The organism is Pseudomonas sp. 21LCFQ02, assembly GCF_024129895.2.
GTDB lineage: Bacteria > Pseudomonadota > Gammaproteobacteria > Pseudomonadales > Pseudomonadaceae > Aquipseudomonas.
This window is the reverse complement of the sequence record NZ_CM178749.1, coordinates 1,676,000-1,692,683: the sequence shown is the minus strand read 5'-3', so window position 1 is coordinate 1,692,683 and position 16,684 is coordinate 1,676,000. Positions and strand designations below refer to the sequence as shown.

The window sequence follows — 16,684 nt, the reverse complement described above, 5'->3', positions numbered from 1 at the left end:
CTCACATTTCGGTAGGAACGACCTTGGTCGCGAAAGGGCCGGGCCAGGCGATACATGTTTGCCGCCTGGCAAGCCGGATTCGTGAGCAAGACGGATCGCCGCCCGCTCGCTCCCACATTGCAGGGCTATCAGTCTTCGAGCAGTTCTTCGGCGGTGCCCAGGATGTTCTCCAGGGTGAAGCCGAACTCTTCGAACAACGCTGCGGCCGGGGCCGACTCACCGAAGGTGGTCATACCGATCACACGGCCTTCCAGGCCGACGTACTTGTACCAGAAGTCTGCATGGGCAGCTTCGATAGCGATTCGCGCGCCGACCTGAACCGGCAGTACCGACTGCTTGTAAGCCGCGTCCTGGGCATCGAACACGTTGGTGCTTGGCAGCGAGACCACACGCACCTTGCGACCTTTGGCGCTCAGCGCATCAAACGCCTGCACGGCCAGACCGACTTCGGAACCGGTGGCGATCAGGATCAGCTCGGGTTCGCCAACGCTGTCGCGCAGCACATAACCGCCACGGGCGATATTGGCCAGTTGCTCGGCATCACGGCTCTGGTGTGGCAGGTTCTGGCGCGAGAACACCAGCGCCGATGGGCCGTCGTTGCGCTCGATGGCGTACTTCCAGGCCACTGCCGATTCCACGGCATCGGCCGGGCGCCAGGTGTCGAGGTTTGGCGTGGTACGCAGGCTGGTCAGTTGCTCGACCGGCTGGTGAGTCGGGCCGTCTTCGCCCAGGCCGATGGAGTCGTGGGTGAAGACATGAATGACCCGCTTCTTCATCAGCGCCGCCATGCGCACGGCGTTACGAGCATATTCCATGAAGATCAGGAAGGTCGCGCCGTAAGGCACGAAGCCGCCATGCAGGGCGATACCGTTCATGATGGCCGCCTGGCCGAACTCACGCACACCGTAGTGCAGGTAGTTGCCGTTGGCGTCTTCACCGCTGATGCTCTTGCAGCCTTTCCAGATGGTCAGGTTGGAACCGGCCAGGTCAGCCGAACCGCCAAGGAACTCAGGCAGCAGCGGACCGAAAGCGCCCAGCGCGTTCTGGCTGGCTTTACGGCTGGCGATGGTTTCGCCCTTGGCGTTGACTTCAGCCACGTACGCTGCGGATTTTTCGGCGAAGTCGGCTGGCAGTTGACCGCTGACCCGGCGTACGAACTCGTTGGCCAGCTCAGGGAAGGCAGCGGAGTAAGCAGCAAAGCGCTGGTCCCACTCGGCCTCGGCGGCCAGGCCTTTTTCCTTGGCGTTCCACTCGCTGTAGATGTCGGCCGGCACTTCGAACGGACCGTGGTTCCACTTCAGCGCAGCGCGGGTCAGGGCGATCTCGTCGGCGCCCAGTGGCGCGCCGTGGGATTCTTCCTTGCCGGCCTTGTTCGGCGAACCGAAGCCGATAGTGGTCTTGCAGCAGATCAGGGTCGGCAGCGGGCTCTTGCGCGCGGTGTCGATGGCGGTTTTGATCTCGTCGGCGTCATGGCCGTCGACATTGCGGATCACCTGCCAGTTGTAGGACTCGAAGCGCTTTGGCGTGTCATCGGTGAACCAGCCTTCGACTTCACCGTCGATGGAGATGCCGTTGTCGTCATAGAAGGCGATCAGCTTGCCCAGGCCCAGGGTGCCGGCCAGGGAAGCGACTTCGTGGGAAATGCCTTCCATCATGCAGCCGTCGCCCATGAACACATAGGTGTTGTGGTTGACGATTTCATGACCTGGGCGGTTGAACTGCGCCGCCAGGGTTTTTTCCGCGATTGCGAAGCCCACTGCGTTGGCGAAACCCTGACCCAGCGGGCCAGTGGTGGTTTCGACGCCAGGGGTGTAGCCATACTCGGGGTGACCCGGGGTGCGGCTGTGCAGTTGGCGGAAGTTCTTCAGGTCGTCGATGGACAGGTCGTAGCCGGTCAGGTGCAGCAGCGAGTAGATCAGCATCGAACCATGGCCGTTGGACAGCACGAAGCGGTCGCGGTCGGCGAACGACGGGTTGGCCGGGTTGTGCTTCAGATAATCGCGCCAAAGGACTTCGGCGATATCCGCCATACCCATGGGGGCACCTGGGTGGCCGCTGTTGGCTTTTTGCACGGCATCCATGCTCAGGGCACGAATGGCATTGGCACGCTCACGACGGCTAGGCATCGCTGATCTCCTGGGAAGTAAAGAATTGGGAGCAGAAAAAGGCGTCCATTTTCCCTCAGCCTCTGGCTGGGGGCAATGAAAGATAGTCACCTGAGCGCTTTTTTCCTGCCATGCAGGCTTTATTGGCCTTTAACCGGCTCAAGGATAGACCGCAGCGGCGGGTTGACGACGCCTGTTTACTGACATCGCGGGCAATATCAAAACTTTTTGATATTGATCTTGCAGCTTATTCAGAGCGTGACTAGACTGCGAACCTATGAATCTACCCGCGCCAGCAGTACGCCATGATGATTGCGACGAACTGTCTGCCTTGTGCAAGGCTGGCGGCGACCCGTTGCGGCTTAATGTGCTGCGTGCCCTGGCCAACGACTCGTTCGGGGTGCTGGAACTGGCGCAGATCTTCGCCACCGGTCAGTCCGGCATGAGCCACCACCTCAAGGTGCTGGCCCAGGCCGGTCTGGTTGCCACGCGCCGCGAAGGCAACGCCATTTTCTACCGCCGCGCCCTGCCCCATAGCGGGCTGACCGGCGGGCGCCTGCATGCGGCGCTGCTCGATGAAGTCGATGCCCTGGCGTTGCCGGTCGAGGTCAAGGCGCGAATCGACGCGGTGCACCAGCAGCGCGCCGCAGCCAGCCAGGACTTTTTTGCCCGGGTTGCCGACAAGTTCAATGCCCAGCAAGACCTGATCGCAGGCCTTGCGCAGTACCGCGACAGCCTGCTGGCGTTGCTCGACAAACTGGTGTTCGCGCCGCAGGCCAAGGTGCTTGAGGTCGGCCCCGGTGATGGCAGTTTTCTGCCCGACCTGGCCCAGCGTTTTGCCCATGTCACGGCCATGGACAACAGCCCGGCCATGCTCGAACTGGCCCGCAAACTGTGTGAGCGCCAGGGCCTGGACAACGTGGAATTGCGCCTGGCCGATGCACTGAACGACGCTAAAGTACAGGTCGATTGCGTCGTTCTGAACATGGTGCTTCATCATTTCGCAGCGCCTGCCGATGCTCTTGGGCAACTGGCAGAGCACTTGCAACCCGGCGGTAGCCTGCTGGTGACGGATTTATGCAGCCACGACCAGAGCTGGGCCAGGGAGGCCTGTGGCGATCTCTGGCTGGGCTTTGAACAGGATGACCTGGCCCGCTGGGCCGTCGCTGCCGGGCTAGTCCCCGAACAGAGCCTCTACGTGGGCTTACGCAATGGTTTCCAGATCCAGGTACGCCAATTTCAGCGGCCGGCTGGTGACACTTACCCTCGATTTACTTCAGGAAACCCGTAGACATGAGCGAATACTCAATTTTCACCTCCGAGTCCGTCTCCGAAGGACATCCGGACAAGATCGCCGACCAGATTTCCGATGCGGTTCTGGATGCCATCATCGCGGAAGACAAATTCGCCCGTGTCGCGGTCGAAACCCTGGTCAAGACCGGCGTGGCAATCATCGCCGGCGAAGTCACCACCTCGGCCTGGGTCGACCTGGAAGACATCGTCCGTAACGTGATTCTCGACATCGGCTACAACAGCTCCGACGTCGGCTTCGACGGCGCTACCTGCGGCGTGATGAACATCATCGGCAAGCAGTCGGTGGACATCGCCCAGGGCGTTGACCGCAGCAAGCCTGAAGACCAGGGTGCGGGCGATCAGGGCCTGATGTTCGGCTACGCCAGCAACGAAACCGACGTGCTGATGCCAGCACCGATCACCTTCTCCCACCAACTGGTCCAGCGCCAGGCCGAAGCGCGTAAATCCGGCCTGCTGCCATGGCTGCGTCCGGACGCCAAATCACAGGTCACCTGCCGCTACGAAGACGGCAAAGTGGTCGGCGTCGACGCTATCGTACTGTCGACCCAGCACAACCCGGAAGTGTCGTACAAAGACCTGCGTGAAGGCGTGATGGAGCTGATCGTCAAGCACGCCATCCCGGCGCACCTGCTGCACAAAGACACCCAGTTCCATATCAACCCGACCGGCAACTTCATCATCGGTGGCCCGGTGGGCGACTGCGGCCTGACCGGCCGCAAGATCATCGTCGACAGCTACGGCGGCATGGCCCGTCACGGCGGCGGCGCATTCTCCGGCAAGGACCCATCGAAGGTTGACCGCTCGGCGGCCTACGCCGGTCGTTACGTGGCCAAGAACATCGTGGCTGCGGGTCTGGCCGACCGCTGCGAAATCCAGGTTTCCTACGCCATCGGCGTGGCCCAGCCAACCTCGATCTCGCTGAACACCTTCGGCACCGGCAAGCTGTCGGACGACAAGATCATCCAGCTGGTGCGCGAGCACTTCGACCTGCGTCCATACGCGATCACCACCATGCTCGACCTGCTGCACCCGATGTACAAGCAGACCGCAGCCTACGGCCACTTCGGTCGCAACCCGTTCGAAATGACGGTCGGCGAAGACACCTTCACCGCCTTCACCTGGGAAAAAACCGACCGCGCCGCCGCCCTGCGCGCCGCTGCCGGCCTGTAATACCGACCGGTATTAGCCAAAGCCCCGGCACCCTCGGTGTCCGGGGCTTTTTCGTGCCTGTCATAAAACCGGCGCCTGAAAAAAATCGAGTGATCTGCGTCACAAAATCGGCGCACCTGTGGGAGTTTTCTGAGTTGTAGCCTGTCCGTATGGGCGTCGATACACACCATGAAACATTCGTAACACTGATCGACATCCTCAGGGCGTACCGCCCTTCCCTCGGGGTCGCCCAGACCAGACCCCGGCATCAACGATGGAACGCTTATGCCAGTCTTCTCCCGGACATGGATGGCCTCGTGCACCTTGGTGTTTGGCCTCGCCTCCCAATTACGCCCACGCTGCGGCACTGCCGACACCCGGCGAGCAGGACCTGATTCGCGACCGCCAGGACCGCCTGCTGGAAGAACAGCGCCGTCGCCTCGAAGAACTCAAGACCCTGCCCGGCCAACAGGCCGAGCCGAGCGCGCCATCGGCCGCGACCGAACAACGTTGCTTCGATATCCAGCGCATCGAGCTAAAGGGCGCAGAGTCACTGTCCGAAGCCGAGCGCAAAAAACTGGTCAGCCCCTGGGTCGGCAAATGCCTGGGCGTGCCGCAGCTCAACGAAGTGCTCAAGGCCATCACCGACCACTACCTGAACAAGGGCATGGTCACCACCCGCGCCTACCTGCCGCAACAGGATCTCTCTCAGGGCGTACTGCACGTGCTGGTGGTCGAGGGCAAGCTTGAAAAACTCGGCAGCGAGGGGCCGGGCAAAGTCTCCGAGCGTGAACTGGCCATGACTTTCCCCGGCAAGCCCGGCGAGGTGCTTAACCTGCGCGACATCGAGCAGATGGTCGACCAGTTCAACCGCCTGCCCTCGCGGTGGGTGCAGACCCGCCTGACGCCCGGCCAGGCCATTGGCGGCAGCAACGTGCTGGTCGACAACACGCCGGACAAACCCTGGCGCGCCAGCCTGTCGCGGCATAACGACGGCCAGCGCAGCACCGGTGAACAACAGTGGAGCACCGGCCTGGAATGGGACAGCCCGTTGGGGCTGGCCGACCAGTTGCGCCTGCGCGGCGGCCATGACGCGCTGAGCGACCATCGCAAGACCTCGAAAAACTTCCTGATGGGCTACGAGGTGCCATGGGGCTGGTGGAACTTCAGTTACTACTACAGCGAGAGTGACTACCGGGCGCTGGGGCAAGCCAGCACCTTCGACTTCAAGCAAAGCGGCGACAGCCAGAGCCACCAGTTGCGCGCCGAGCGGGTGATCCACCGCGATGCGCTGAGCAAGACCTCGATCAATACCGGCCTGTCGCACCTGCGCACCAACAACTACATCAACGATGAAAAGCTCGGCACCAGCAGCAACCGCATCACCGAGGCCCAGTTCGGCATCACCCATGGCCGGCGGGTCGGCGGCTCGTTCGTCAACATCGACCTGGGCATGCAACAGGGCATCGGCGCTCTGGATGCACAAGGTAACCATGACCCGAACGGCAATCGTCCAGGCCCCGGCATCCCCACCGCCCGCTACCGCAAGTACACCGGCACCGTCAGTTACCTGTACCCCTTCCAGCTGTGGGGCGAGCGGCTGACCTTCAGCAGCCTGGCCACCGGCCAACACAGCGAGGATGCACTTTACAGCCCGCAGCGTTTGAGCCTGGGCGGGGTGTCTTCGGTGCGCGGTTTCAAGGACCAATACCTGTCAGGCGACAGCGGCGGCTACTGGCGCAACGAGCTGCGCCTGACCCGCCCGGTCGGCCTCGACTGGCTGCGCCCGGCGTTCAGTGAATATGGCGCGGCCATCGGCTACGACCAGGGCGTGATCAGCAATGACCGCTACAACGGCGCGCAGCACGGGCGGTTGTCCGGCCACTCGTTCGAGCTCTTTGCCCGCGGCCGCAACGTGGCGACCTCGGTGACTTTCGCCCACTCGCTGGAACGCCCCTCGGTGATTGAGCGCGAAAGCCCGGTGTATTTCCGGATCGATTTTTTCCTTTAAACGACGACGCTTCAACGAGGTATCCACATGGATGTCAATGCTCCGGCCCGCCTGGCGGACAAGCCTTCTATTGCCCAGCAAAACACCGAGCGTCGTCACAGCGCCCTGCAACGCGCCCTGGCGCTGGTGCTGGCCAATGCCCTGTTCTGGCAACCGATCCTGGTCCAGGCCCAAGGCGTGGTCGCCAGCAACCCCAACACCCAGGTCGGTCAGGCCGGCAACGGCGTGCCGGTGGTCAACATTGCCGCGCCCAACGCCAGCGGCCTGTCGCACAACCAGTACCAGCAGTACAACGTCGATGCCCAGGGGCTGATTCTCAACAACGCCACCGACACCGCCCAGGCCACCCAACTGGGCGGCATCATCCAGGGCAACCCAAACCTGCAGGGCCAGGCCGCCGGGGTCATTCTCAACGAAGTAACCGGCGCCAACCCCAGCCAGCTCAAGGGCTACACCGAAGTCGCCGGGCAGGCAGCCAAGGTCATCGTCGCCAACCCGCACGGCATCACCTGCAATGGCTGCGGCTTCATCAACACCCCGCAAGCCACGCTGAGCACCGGCAAACCCGTACTCGACGCCAACGGCCAGTTGCAGCGCTTCAATGTGCAGGGCGGCAGCGTGGCGATCGAAGGTGCGGGCCTGAATGCCAGCAATGTCGAGCAGTTCGACATCATCACCCGCAGCGCCAGAATCAACGCCCAACTGCACGCCAACAAACTCAACGTGATCACCGGGCGCAACGACGTCGACGCACAAACGCTGGCGGCCACGCCATTGGCCGATGACGGCAGCAGCAAACCGGAACTGGCCATCGACAGCTCGGCGCTGGGCGGCATGTATGCCGGTGCCGTAAAACTGGTCGGCACCGAAGCCGGGGTCGGCGTGAAGCTGGCCGGGGACCTGGCCGCCAGTGGTGGCGATATCCAGATCGACGCCAACGGCCAGTTGACCATGGCCCAGTCTGCCGCCAGCGGCAACATCGTCGCCAAGGCTCGCGACATCGACGTCAGCGCGCCGATGTATGCCGAGGGGCAAGTACAGCTCAATGCCGACAAGACCCTGACCAACCGCAAGAGCATCGCCGCCGGGCAGGTCGTGAGCCTGCAGGCTGACCAGTTGAACAACAGTGGCCGGGTCGAAGCCGGGGTCAACGCCGACAACAGCCGCAACAAGACCGGCGATGTGCGGGTGGCCGCACGCAACATGACCAACCAGGGCAGCGTCACCGCCAGCCGCGACCTGACCGCCAACGTCGATGCGCGCCTCGACAACCGCAAAGGTCAGCTGCTTAGCCAGGACAGCCTGAACGTCAGCGCCGGGCAACTGGATAACCAGGACGGCAAGCTGCTCAGCGACAACAGCCTGACCGTCAAGGGCGGCGCCCTGGACAACGGCAATGGCACCCTGAGCGCCATCAAGTCGGTGACGGTGCAGAACGACCGGCTGACCAACCGCAGCGACGGCCAGGTCACCAGCGGCGGCGCACTGAACCTGCACGTGCAGAACCTCGACAACCTCGGCGGCATGGTGTCTGCCCGCGAAACCCTGACCGTCAAGACCGGCCGTTTCGACAACAGCAACGGCACCCTGGTCGGTAGCGGCGGTGTGAATCTGGAACTGCTCCAGCAACTGACCAACAGCAACGCCAAGGTGGTCAGCGGCGGCGACCTGCTGATCAGCGGCAACGCGCAGATCGACAACCGCAATGGCCGGCTCAGCAGCCAGGGCTTGCTGAGCCTGATGGCCGCCCAGGTGGATAACCGCAACAAGGGCGTGATCACCGCCAACAGCCTGTCGATCGACGCGAAAAACATCGATAACCAGAACGGCACCCTGTTCAGCAAAGGACGGCTGCAACTGCGCGGCAGCGGTCTGGACAACCGCAACGGCGAAATCGCTGGCAACCAGTTGGACTTCGGCCTGACCGGCGCCCTGCTCAACAGCTACGGCGTGATCGAAAGCAGCGCCAGCCTGACGCTGGGCGCCGCCCGCCTGGACAACAGCCAAGGCCAGATCGGCGCACTGGGCAGCACCGGCACCACCGAACTGAACATCAGCGGCACGCTGGACAACAGCCGCGGTCGCTTGCAAAGCGCCAATCAGCACATGGACTTCAGCCTCGGCCGGCTGACCAATAACGAGGGCGTCATCGCCCACGCCGGTAGCGGCCGCCTGGGCCTGGGGCTGCCTCTGTTGCAAGACGCCGGTGGTCGCGTGTCGAGCAACGGCACCCTGAGCCTGAGCGGCGAGCGCTGGACCAACAGCAGCAACGTGCAGGCCGCCAATCTGGACCTGGACATCGCCACCCTGACCCAGACTGAAGGCGGCCGGCTGATTGCTGCCAAGCGCTTTACCGGGCGGGGCCAGAACTGGACCAACAACGGCCTGATCGGTGCCGACGGCGACCTGACCCTCTCCCTGAGCGGCAGCTACACGGGGGCCGGCCGGCTGACCAGCCTCGGCACGCTGGAGCTCAGCGCGCCGAGCGTGCTCAACCGGGGCATCATCACCAGCGCTGGCGACATGCGCCTGCTGGTCAACGATTTCACCAACCAGCGCGGCCACCTCTACAGCCTGGGCGACCTGCAGATCAGCGCCGATGCCGCAGGCGCCAACGCCAACAGCATCATCAACCGCTCCGGCACCCTGACCAGCGACGGCGACATGCTGCTGGCCGCCCGCTCGATCCAGAACATCCGCGACCTACTGACCGTCAACGACGCCGGGATCTACAGCGCGCAAATCAACGAAATCGCCTGCACCACCGCCGGCACCGGCAACCTGGACTGCAGCGGCGGCAAGGAACACCACGTCTGGAATATCCAGCAACTGGAAAAGCTTGAAGTCACAGCCTTCAGCGAGGCCTCCAGCATCACTGCCGGCGGCGATATCACCCTGCGCGGTACGGAGTTCCTCAACAGCAGCAGCACCCTGGCCAGCAGCGGTGCGCTGACCGCCAACTTCAGCAACAACTTCAGCAACATCGGCGTAGTGCCCAGCACCACCCACACCAGCCGCACCTTCATCTCCGAGCGCACCCGCAGCCCGGGCGGCTGGTATGCCCTGGCTGACGACTTTACCCAGCGCTATTCACAGGGCGGTGCGCGTTACAACGCCAACGATCTGGGCGGCCTTGAAGCGGCGATGAGCAACTTCATCGCCAGCACTGAACGGGAAGTCACCGAGCTGCGCACCATCAACCGCCAGACACCTGACCAGCAGAGCTTTGCGGCGCTGATCCAGGCCGGCGGCAACGTGTCCATCGAGACTGGCAACAACTTCGACAACCGCGCCGTGCAGCGCGGCTTCACCTACGTCAGTGGCGGCGAACGGACCAACACCGAGGCGCCGGGCACCGCCCACGCCACCGCCATCCGTCTCGACAGCCAGCTGTCGCCGGACCTGGCCCAGCAGCAGATCAACCCCACCACCCTGCCCGGCTTCAGCCTGCCCAGCGGCCAGAACGGCCTGTTCCAGCTGGCTGACGAGGCCAGCGGCGGCGCCCTGCTCAACACCACCGGCGCCGGTAGCCACCCGTACCTGATCGAGACCAACCCGGCACTGACCGACATGCGTCAGTTCCTCAGCTCCAGCTACCTGCTCGACAACCTCGGCTACAACCCTGACACCCAGTGGAAACGCCTCGGCGATGGCTACTACGAGCAGCGGCTGGTCCAGCAAGCCGTGGTCTCGCGCACCGGCCAGCGCTACCTGGCCGGCCTGACCAGCGACGAAGCCACCTTCAAATACCTGATGGACAACGCCCTGGCCAGCCGCGACGCGCTCAAGCTCAGCGTTGGCGTGTCGCTGACCGGCGAACAGGTCGCGGCCCTCACCCACGACATCGTCTGGATGGAAGAACAGCAGGTACAAGGCCAGCGCGTGCTGGTGCCCGTGCTGTACCTGGCCCAGGCCGACAACCGCCTGGCCGCCAACGGCGCGCTGATCCAGGGCAACGACCTGCAACTGATCGCCGGCAACAACCTCAACAACGTCGGCACCCTGCTCAGCCGCAACAACCTCAGCGCCAAGGCAGGCAACACCCTGCTCAACAGCGGCCTGATCCAGACCGAACAACGCCTGGCTCTGGAGGCCGATAACAACCTGATCAACCACGCCGGCGGCGTGATCAGCGGCCACGACGTCAGCCTGCTGGCCAAAGACGGCAGCGTCAGCAACGAACGCAGCGTCACCCGTCATCAGAGCGCCATGGGCGCCTCTGTGTGGCGCGAAGACTTCGCCGACAACCCGGCCCGCATCGAATCGGCCGGCGACCTGCAGGCCAAGGCCGGCAAGAACGTCAACAACATCGGCGGGGTGATGCAGGCACAGGGCGGCGTGCGCCTGGAGGCCGGGCAGGATGTGAACATCGTCGCAGCGCAAACCCAGGAAGGCCGCATCAACGGCGCCAACCACACCCGCTCCAGCGTCACCCAACTGCCCGCCAGCGTCAGCGCCGGGCAGAACATCGGCGTACAGGCCAGCAACGACATCAACGTCATCGCCAGCCAGGTCGAAGCCCAGGGCAACCTGGTGATGAATGCTGGCAACAACCTCAACATCACTTCAGCCGCTAACGAAAGCCAGTACTACAGCAAAACCAAAAAGGTCACCGACCAGCAGGAGCACACCCAACAGGTCGCCAGCACACTGACCGCCAAGGGCAACGTCGCGCTGAGTGCCAAACAAGACCTGACCGTGAGTGCCAGCCAGGTCAAGGCCGGGGATGCGGCGTATCTGTATGCAGGGAATAACCTGAATCTGCTGGCGGAAAAGAACCGCGACTACTCGCTGTACGACATGAAGAAAAAGGGCAGCTTCGGCGCGAAGCAGACCCAGCGTGACGAAGTCACCGATATCCGCCATGTCGGCACGCAAATCACCACCGGCGGCGACCTGCTGCTGACCAGCGGCGGCGATCAACGTTATCAGGCCGCACAGCTCAACAGCGGCCGCAACCTGACCCTCGAAAGCGGCGGCGCCATCACCTTCGAAGGCGTCAAGGACCTGCATCAGGAGAGCCACGAAAAGAGCAAGAGCGACCTGGCCTGGAACTCGATGAAGGGCAAGGGCCGCACCGACGAAACCCTGCGCCAGACCCAGATGATCGCCCAGGGCGAACTGGCGATCCGCGCCGTGAACGGCTTGCAGATCGATGTGAAACAAGTCGATCAGGAAACCGTCAGCCAGGCCATCGACGCCATGGTCAAGGCCGACCCGCAACTGGCCTGGCTCAAGGACGCCGAACGCCGGGGCGATGTGGACTGGCGGCAGGTGAAGGAACTGCACGACTCGTTCAAGTACAGCCATTCGGGGTTGGGGGCCGGCTCTCAACTGGTGATTGCGATCGTGATGGCGGTAGTCGTTGGGCCGGCCGCGATGGGGGCATTGGGTGGTGCAGGCACAGCAGTGGCTGCTGGAGGTTCGGCCATAGCCACCAGCGCTGCCACAACAGCAACAGTCAGCGCTATCAACAACCGAGGAAATCTGGGCACCGTCTTTAAAGATGTGACCTCATCGGACGCGATGAAGGGTTACGCAGTAAACGGTTTGACAGCCTCATTGACTGCTGGCGTGTATGACGGCATCACAGGCACTAAAACCAACCCGGTGACCAATAAGGTCAGCATAGACCTTTCAAGCATGGAGAACATTGGAAGGTTCGCCGCCAGCCAGACCTTACAAAGCGGTACCTATGTAGCACTTAGCAAGGCAGCAGGTATGGAGGGAAGTTTCAGTGATGCCCTGACCAACTCCGTACTGAACACCATCGCAGCCACCAGCTTTGATGCTGTAGGAGGCCTCAACCTCGAAGACGGTAGCCCTGGAAAAATTGCCTGGCATGCCTTTATTGGCGGCACGCTGGCAGAAGCATCGGGCAGCGACTTCATGACCGGCGCGATTGCTGCGGGAGCCAACGAAGCGGTTGCTACACAACTGCGGCGAAAGATTATTGAGATGGCTCCCGAGCAGTGGGATCTGCTACTCACTGCTGCATCACAACTGGTAGGAGTGATGACTGTCGCTGGCGTGGGTGGCGACGAAAAGGCTGTAGAGACGGGTGCATGGATTACCAAGAACGCCACTCAGTACAACTTTCTCAATCACTACGAAATGGAAGATTTCGTCGGGGATATGAAAGCCTGCAGCACTCCAGAGTGCTACCAGAACACCTGGAAAGGCACCTTTGGCGATATCAAGTATGACCAGCTTAGCCAGGACAACCTCGCAGATGCGCTTGCCACTGTTGGGCCAGCAAGGGCCAAGGCGCTATTGGGTGAAATCCATGGTGGCCTTGCAGCGCTAGGGGATTGGGACTGCCCGCCAGAAGCCTGTGAGTACAAACTCACCCTCATTGACCGAGCGTTTACCGCCAAGGCAGAGCTACAACAAACACTTGTAGAGGGCCAGGGTATTGTCGGCGGCGTACTCACCGCGCCGCTGGGAGCCGTGAATGCTGGGGTTCGAAATACGGGCACTGTGGCGACCGTAGAGGCCAGGGGTGTTGAAAAGGCGTATGCTTATTGGAGTAATGCCCGAGGTGCAAAAGCGCCAGTCAGTTCTCCGTTAAGACTTGGCGAAACCAAGACGATCAACGATGTCAGCATGACTCGTGTAGGAAGGTGGATGTCTCCTGATGAACTGGCGCAGATGCAAAGCACGAATAAAGCGGTGCAAGGAGGTGGAGGACAAACCTTTATTTCGACTAATGGCATCGCCGACTTTAAGGGGGCTGCATCCAAAGGCTCTGTCTATGTTGAGTTTGATGTTCCAGCTAACAGCTTGCTGCAAGGCGGAAAAGATGGCTGGTTTAAAATGATTGGCCCTGACGCAAGTAAATCTCAGCAATTCTTGCTTAACAAGCAGGGCGGCGAGCATCTTCCGGCGATTAAGAACATTGAGATTCTAGACAAGAAGTGAGAGATCTTATGAATAGCTCCTGGTTTGATGAAAACGTAAAACCACTTTTGAATGGATTTTCTCTAGAGTACTCATCATTTACTGATGGAAATTTTGGTGACCTTGAAAGGATAGAGCTGGAAGGTTTTAACAAGCTAGGGACTGTTGAGTTCTGGTCTAGAGGTTGGGTGAGCATTGATATATATGACTGTACTATTGATGAGCAGGTTATGAATATTTTGCTCTCTCCAGAAGAGGGGCGGGCTGTTTCTAAGGCATTTGATAGATTTATAGAAATATTGACGCAAGAAAATAGTTGATGGTGCAAAAGCTACGGCAACTGACAGTGGGCCAGCCAGAGCTTCGTCAGCAGTTCAAGTCCTTTATGAGCAACCATGGCGTGAATGTGACCCACACCCCGGAATATCTAGATGATAGATGAACTGAGAAAAAACCTATCAGCGGAAATCGACAAGCTAGATATTCCATGGATAAAAAAAACGGAGTACAACTCTGGAGGGACCATTTTGAAATGCGGCCTTGTATCCAAAGCTGAAGGATCAACTGATACAAGAAAACCTGAGCACTATTGCGGCTCAGGACTCAAGATTAGCTGCGACTGTGAACGGCAGTGGAACGAAAAATCCGAACTTCTCTATAGGTCAAGGTACATCTTCCGAAGCTAATCAGTTGGGTAAAACCTGGGTTGGAGATGGCGCGACAAAAACAAGTGACGGACTTGGTTTGATTAGCGCAGACGGCACTCGTGTATATAGGCCGCCAACACCCAAAGATTCATCTTTTGCAACGACAGGCGTACAGGCCAATTTTGAAACTTACAACATCAACCCGGTAACAGGTCAGCGCGTAAAAGTAAGTAACGGCCATCTGAATGTGGCTGACTAGGAGGAATGATGCGTGCTGTTATAAAAAGTATTTCTAATGATTTTTTTGATGTCGAGACCTACATCCCTGAGAACGTAGACAACTTTTCTTTAAGTCTTCGCATTCGAATTGGGCTTGATAGTACGCAAGGGGCAGATGATTTTGAGCTTTTCATCTGCACTCCAAAGTGGTTAGAAGAGACAATGTGGGAGCCTCGTTGGGGGAGAGGTCTATTAATTGTTCGAGAATATAATTTTTCGACTATTAATGGATTGATTCATGAGTATGTAAGTCGCTGCGAGGGGGATAGCTGGGAAACTATCGTGATAAATCTGGGAAAGATATTTGCCTGGGAGTTTGATGATTACCAATCCTAATCAACAGGATTGTTTATCTAACACCGGCCTTGCGCCGGTGTTTTTGCACCCTATCTGCACTTGTAAATGATGGAGTGTTGGGCGAGCAACTGGCCCTGCAAACCCTTAACGAGAAAACCGGCCTCAATTTCAAACCTTCGCAAAACAGTAGCAACCACGGCTGCGATGGCTGCACGGTGGCGATCAATGGCGATACGATTACCGTGGTGGTGACGGATGCGAAGTCTTCGGTGAATGGCGTGAGTAAGGCCGGTACGCCGCATGGGGACCCAAGGACGCGGTTGGAGGGGGGCTGGCTAACAGATCAATTGCCGACTCTGATCCTGCTTTACGCGATGCTTTGCAAGCGGCGTTAGATTCGGCAAAAACCAAGGTTCAAGGGGTAACAGTCAAAGTCGGTGTTCCCGCCCCCAATAAAACAGGTGTAGCAGAATTTAAGGTGGAACCATGGACCAAGAAGTAATTCAGTGCGAACGCTCGGGCGTGAACCCGAGATGGCCTTCCTACAAAAGCGTGCTGGGGCGCATAGCCAAGGGGCCACACGTCTCAGATAAATACGAGTTGAATGGCATTCGTGAATATGTTGAACGCGGCGATGCATTTGCGAAGCCATCAATGCCTGTACCGAATAGTGACAACGTTACGCGTAGTAGCTACGAATGGATGGCCGTCACACGAGCCCACAAGGTATTGGCAACCGCACCAGATAATCCGTAATGGCTTCTGGAATTGGCCCATTGGCTGCGCTATTACCAAGTAGGAATCTGGCAGTTGTTCTTCTGGGCGGGCCAGTTCGACATTATTGCCAAAGCGGCAGGCAATGATCGACGCCGCCAAAACTACAGCATCCAAACCGCCAGCAATATGATGGCCGCCATGGCGATCCTAGGCTGGAAGGACGCCGTCATCCATCAGGGCTATCTCACCCATGCGGCTCTCAACCGTGGGCATCAATTAGTGATTGAGTACGAAGAGCAAAACCGCCGCGCCCAAGCCTTTATGCTGCGTGTGTTTGCCGATTGGATGGGCGATGTCTCGCATCAATGGCCTGCTTATGCTTACGACGAACCCATCTACGAAGCCTTGTTGGCCATGTGGCGCACTCCCAGCCCCGACGACCTGATGCCCTGCCTGTTGGCCGCGTGTGACCGCCACACTTGGCAAACCGGCAAAGAGAGCCAGAAGAATTCCTACGACTTCAATCAGGACTGGCACTTGGAGCGCGTTCCGGTGGAAATTATCTATATCCTGCGCCTGCGCCAGTGGGAAGGTTTAGCCAATCCGCAGGAGATTGATCATCCGCTGCTGGCCGCGCCCTTTGACCAATTGCCGCCCGAGCAACCAGTCCCTGAGTTGGACGAGTTTATGCAAGGTGTGCTCAAACGCGCGAGGGAAGACTGGCCACAGTACGATGAAGTGCTGTCTTTACCAGCATTGAATAGTTGAATAAGGGCAAAAGGAACGGGCACAGGAAAGGCGCCATACACCTCGACTTTCTCTCCGAATGCTGAGGCTGGCACGCCATATACCAACCCGGTAAAGGAGGCGCGTACAAAACAGGCTGCCGCCGCCAATTGATTAGCAAGATTATCTGAACGGGCGGTGCAAGTACGCTCGAAGCTAAATATTGGTAGCGGTAGGAATATTGCTGTTGCTGAGTATTCAATTGATGGACAAAGCGCTGAGCTTGTAGGAGTAAGCGGGCTAGTGTGATGTCTCAGAAATGAGACTCATAGTCGCCAGACCTGGCCCAGCAGCAGATCAACCCCACCACCCTGCCCGGCTTCAGCCTGCCGAGCGGCCAGAACGGCCTGTTCCAGCTGGCTGACGAGGCCAGCGGCGGCGCCCTGCTCAACACCACCGGCACCGGCAGTGGCCACGACACCAACCTCAAAGGCGCGGTCGTAACGGCCAATCAGGTTCAGGCCAACGTAGGCCGTGAC

The 16,684-nt window shown here is 60.0% G+C and carries 11 protein-coding genes and 2 pseudogenes; 12 read left to right on the top strand and 1 reads right to left on the bottom strand.

Going from position 1 to position 16,684, the window contains the following annotated elements; translation table 11 throughout:
• Positions 1-128: 128 nt before the first annotated feature.
• Entirely contained in the window at positions 129-2,126 is a 1,998-nt protein-coding gene (gene tkt, locus NJC40_RS07895) for a transketolase (RefSeq protein WP_045486250.1), read from the bottom strand.
• A gap of 256 nt (positions 2,127-2,382) precedes the next feature.
• Between tkt and NJC40_RS07890 the strand changes: the two genes are divergently transcribed.
• The 12 genes and pseudogenes from NJC40_RS07890 to NJC40_RS07835 form a co-directional block, all read left to right on the top strand.
• Positions 2,383-3,396 (top strand): ArsR/SmtB family transcription factor, encoded by a 1,014-nt coding sequence (locus tag NJC40_RS07890; protein WP_045486247.1) that lies wholly within the window; start codon positions 2,383-2,385, stop codon positions 3,394-3,396.
• A gap of 2 nt (positions 3,397-3,398) precedes the next feature.
• On the top strand, positions 3,399-4,589 hold the full coding sequence (gene metK, locus NJC40_RS07885) for a methionine adenosyltransferase (protein ID WP_045486244.1): 1,191 nt from the start codon (positions 3,399-3,401) through the stop codon (positions 4,587-4,589).
• A gap of 253 nt (positions 4,590-4,842) precedes the next feature.
• Positions 4,843-6,579: a ShlB/FhaC/HecB family hemolysin secretion/activation protein gene (locus NJC40_RS07880; RefSeq protein ID WP_253140239.1), complete on the top strand. Its 1,737-nt coding sequence runs from the start codon at positions 4,843-4,845 to the stop codon at positions 6,577-6,579.
• A 27-nt stretch (positions 6,580-6,606) separates the two neighbouring features.
• Positions 6,607-13,500: a two-partner secretion domain-containing protein gene (locus NJC40_RS07875; RefSeq protein ID WP_253140238.1), complete on the top strand. Its 6,894-nt coding sequence runs from the start codon at positions 6,607-6,609 to the stop codon at positions 13,498-13,500.
• A gap of 8 nt (positions 13,501-13,508) precedes the next feature.
• Positions 13,509-13,799: a hypothetical protein gene (locus NJC40_RS07870; RefSeq protein WP_253140237.1), complete on the top strand. Its 291-nt coding sequence runs from the start codon at positions 13,509-13,511 to the stop codon at positions 13,797-13,799.
• Between the two features lie 220 nt (positions 13,800-14,019).
• Positions 14,020-14,385, top strand: coding sequence for a hypothetical protein (locus tag NJC40_RS07865; RefSeq protein ID WP_253140236.1), 366 nt, complete (start codon positions 14,020-14,022; stop codon positions 14,383-14,385).
• A gap of 8 nt (positions 14,386-14,393) precedes the next feature.
• Positions 14,394-14,741, top strand: a complete 348-nt coding sequence (locus NJC40_RS07860) for an immunity 8 family protein (RefSeq protein WP_253140235.1) — start codon at positions 14,394-14,396, stop codon at positions 14,739-14,741.
• Positions 14,742-14,818: 77 nt separating this feature from the next.
• A complete protein-coding gene (locus tag NJC40_RS07855; protein ID WP_253140234.1) occupies positions 14,819-15,097 on the top strand; it encodes a hypothetical protein in 279 nt (92 codons plus the stop codon).
• 91 nt (positions 15,098-15,188) lie between these two features.
• The gene (locus NJC40_RS07850) at positions 15,189-15,458 is read left to right on the top strand and encodes a hypothetical protein (protein ID WP_253140233.1); all 270 of its coding nucleotides are present in this window, start codon (positions 15,189-15,191) and stop codon (positions 15,456-15,458) included.
• 12 nt (positions 15,459-15,470) lie between these two features.
• A complete protein-coding gene (locus NJC40_RS07845; RefSeq protein WP_253140232.1) occupies positions 15,471-16,187 on the top strand; it encodes a hypothetical protein in 717 nt (238 codons plus the stop codon).
• Positions 16,188-16,483: 296 nt separating this feature from the next.
• Positions 16,484-16,567: pseudogene (locus tag NJC40_RS07840) on the top strand (hypothetical protein); the annotation flags it as partial.
• A pseudogene (locus tag NJC40_RS07835) lies at positions 16,553-16,678 on the top strand (hemagglutinin repeat-containing protein); the annotation flags it as partial. The pseudogenes NJC40_RS07840 and NJC40_RS07835, both read left to right, overlap by 15 nt.
• Between the last annotated feature and the right edge of the window lie 6 nt (positions 16,679-16,684).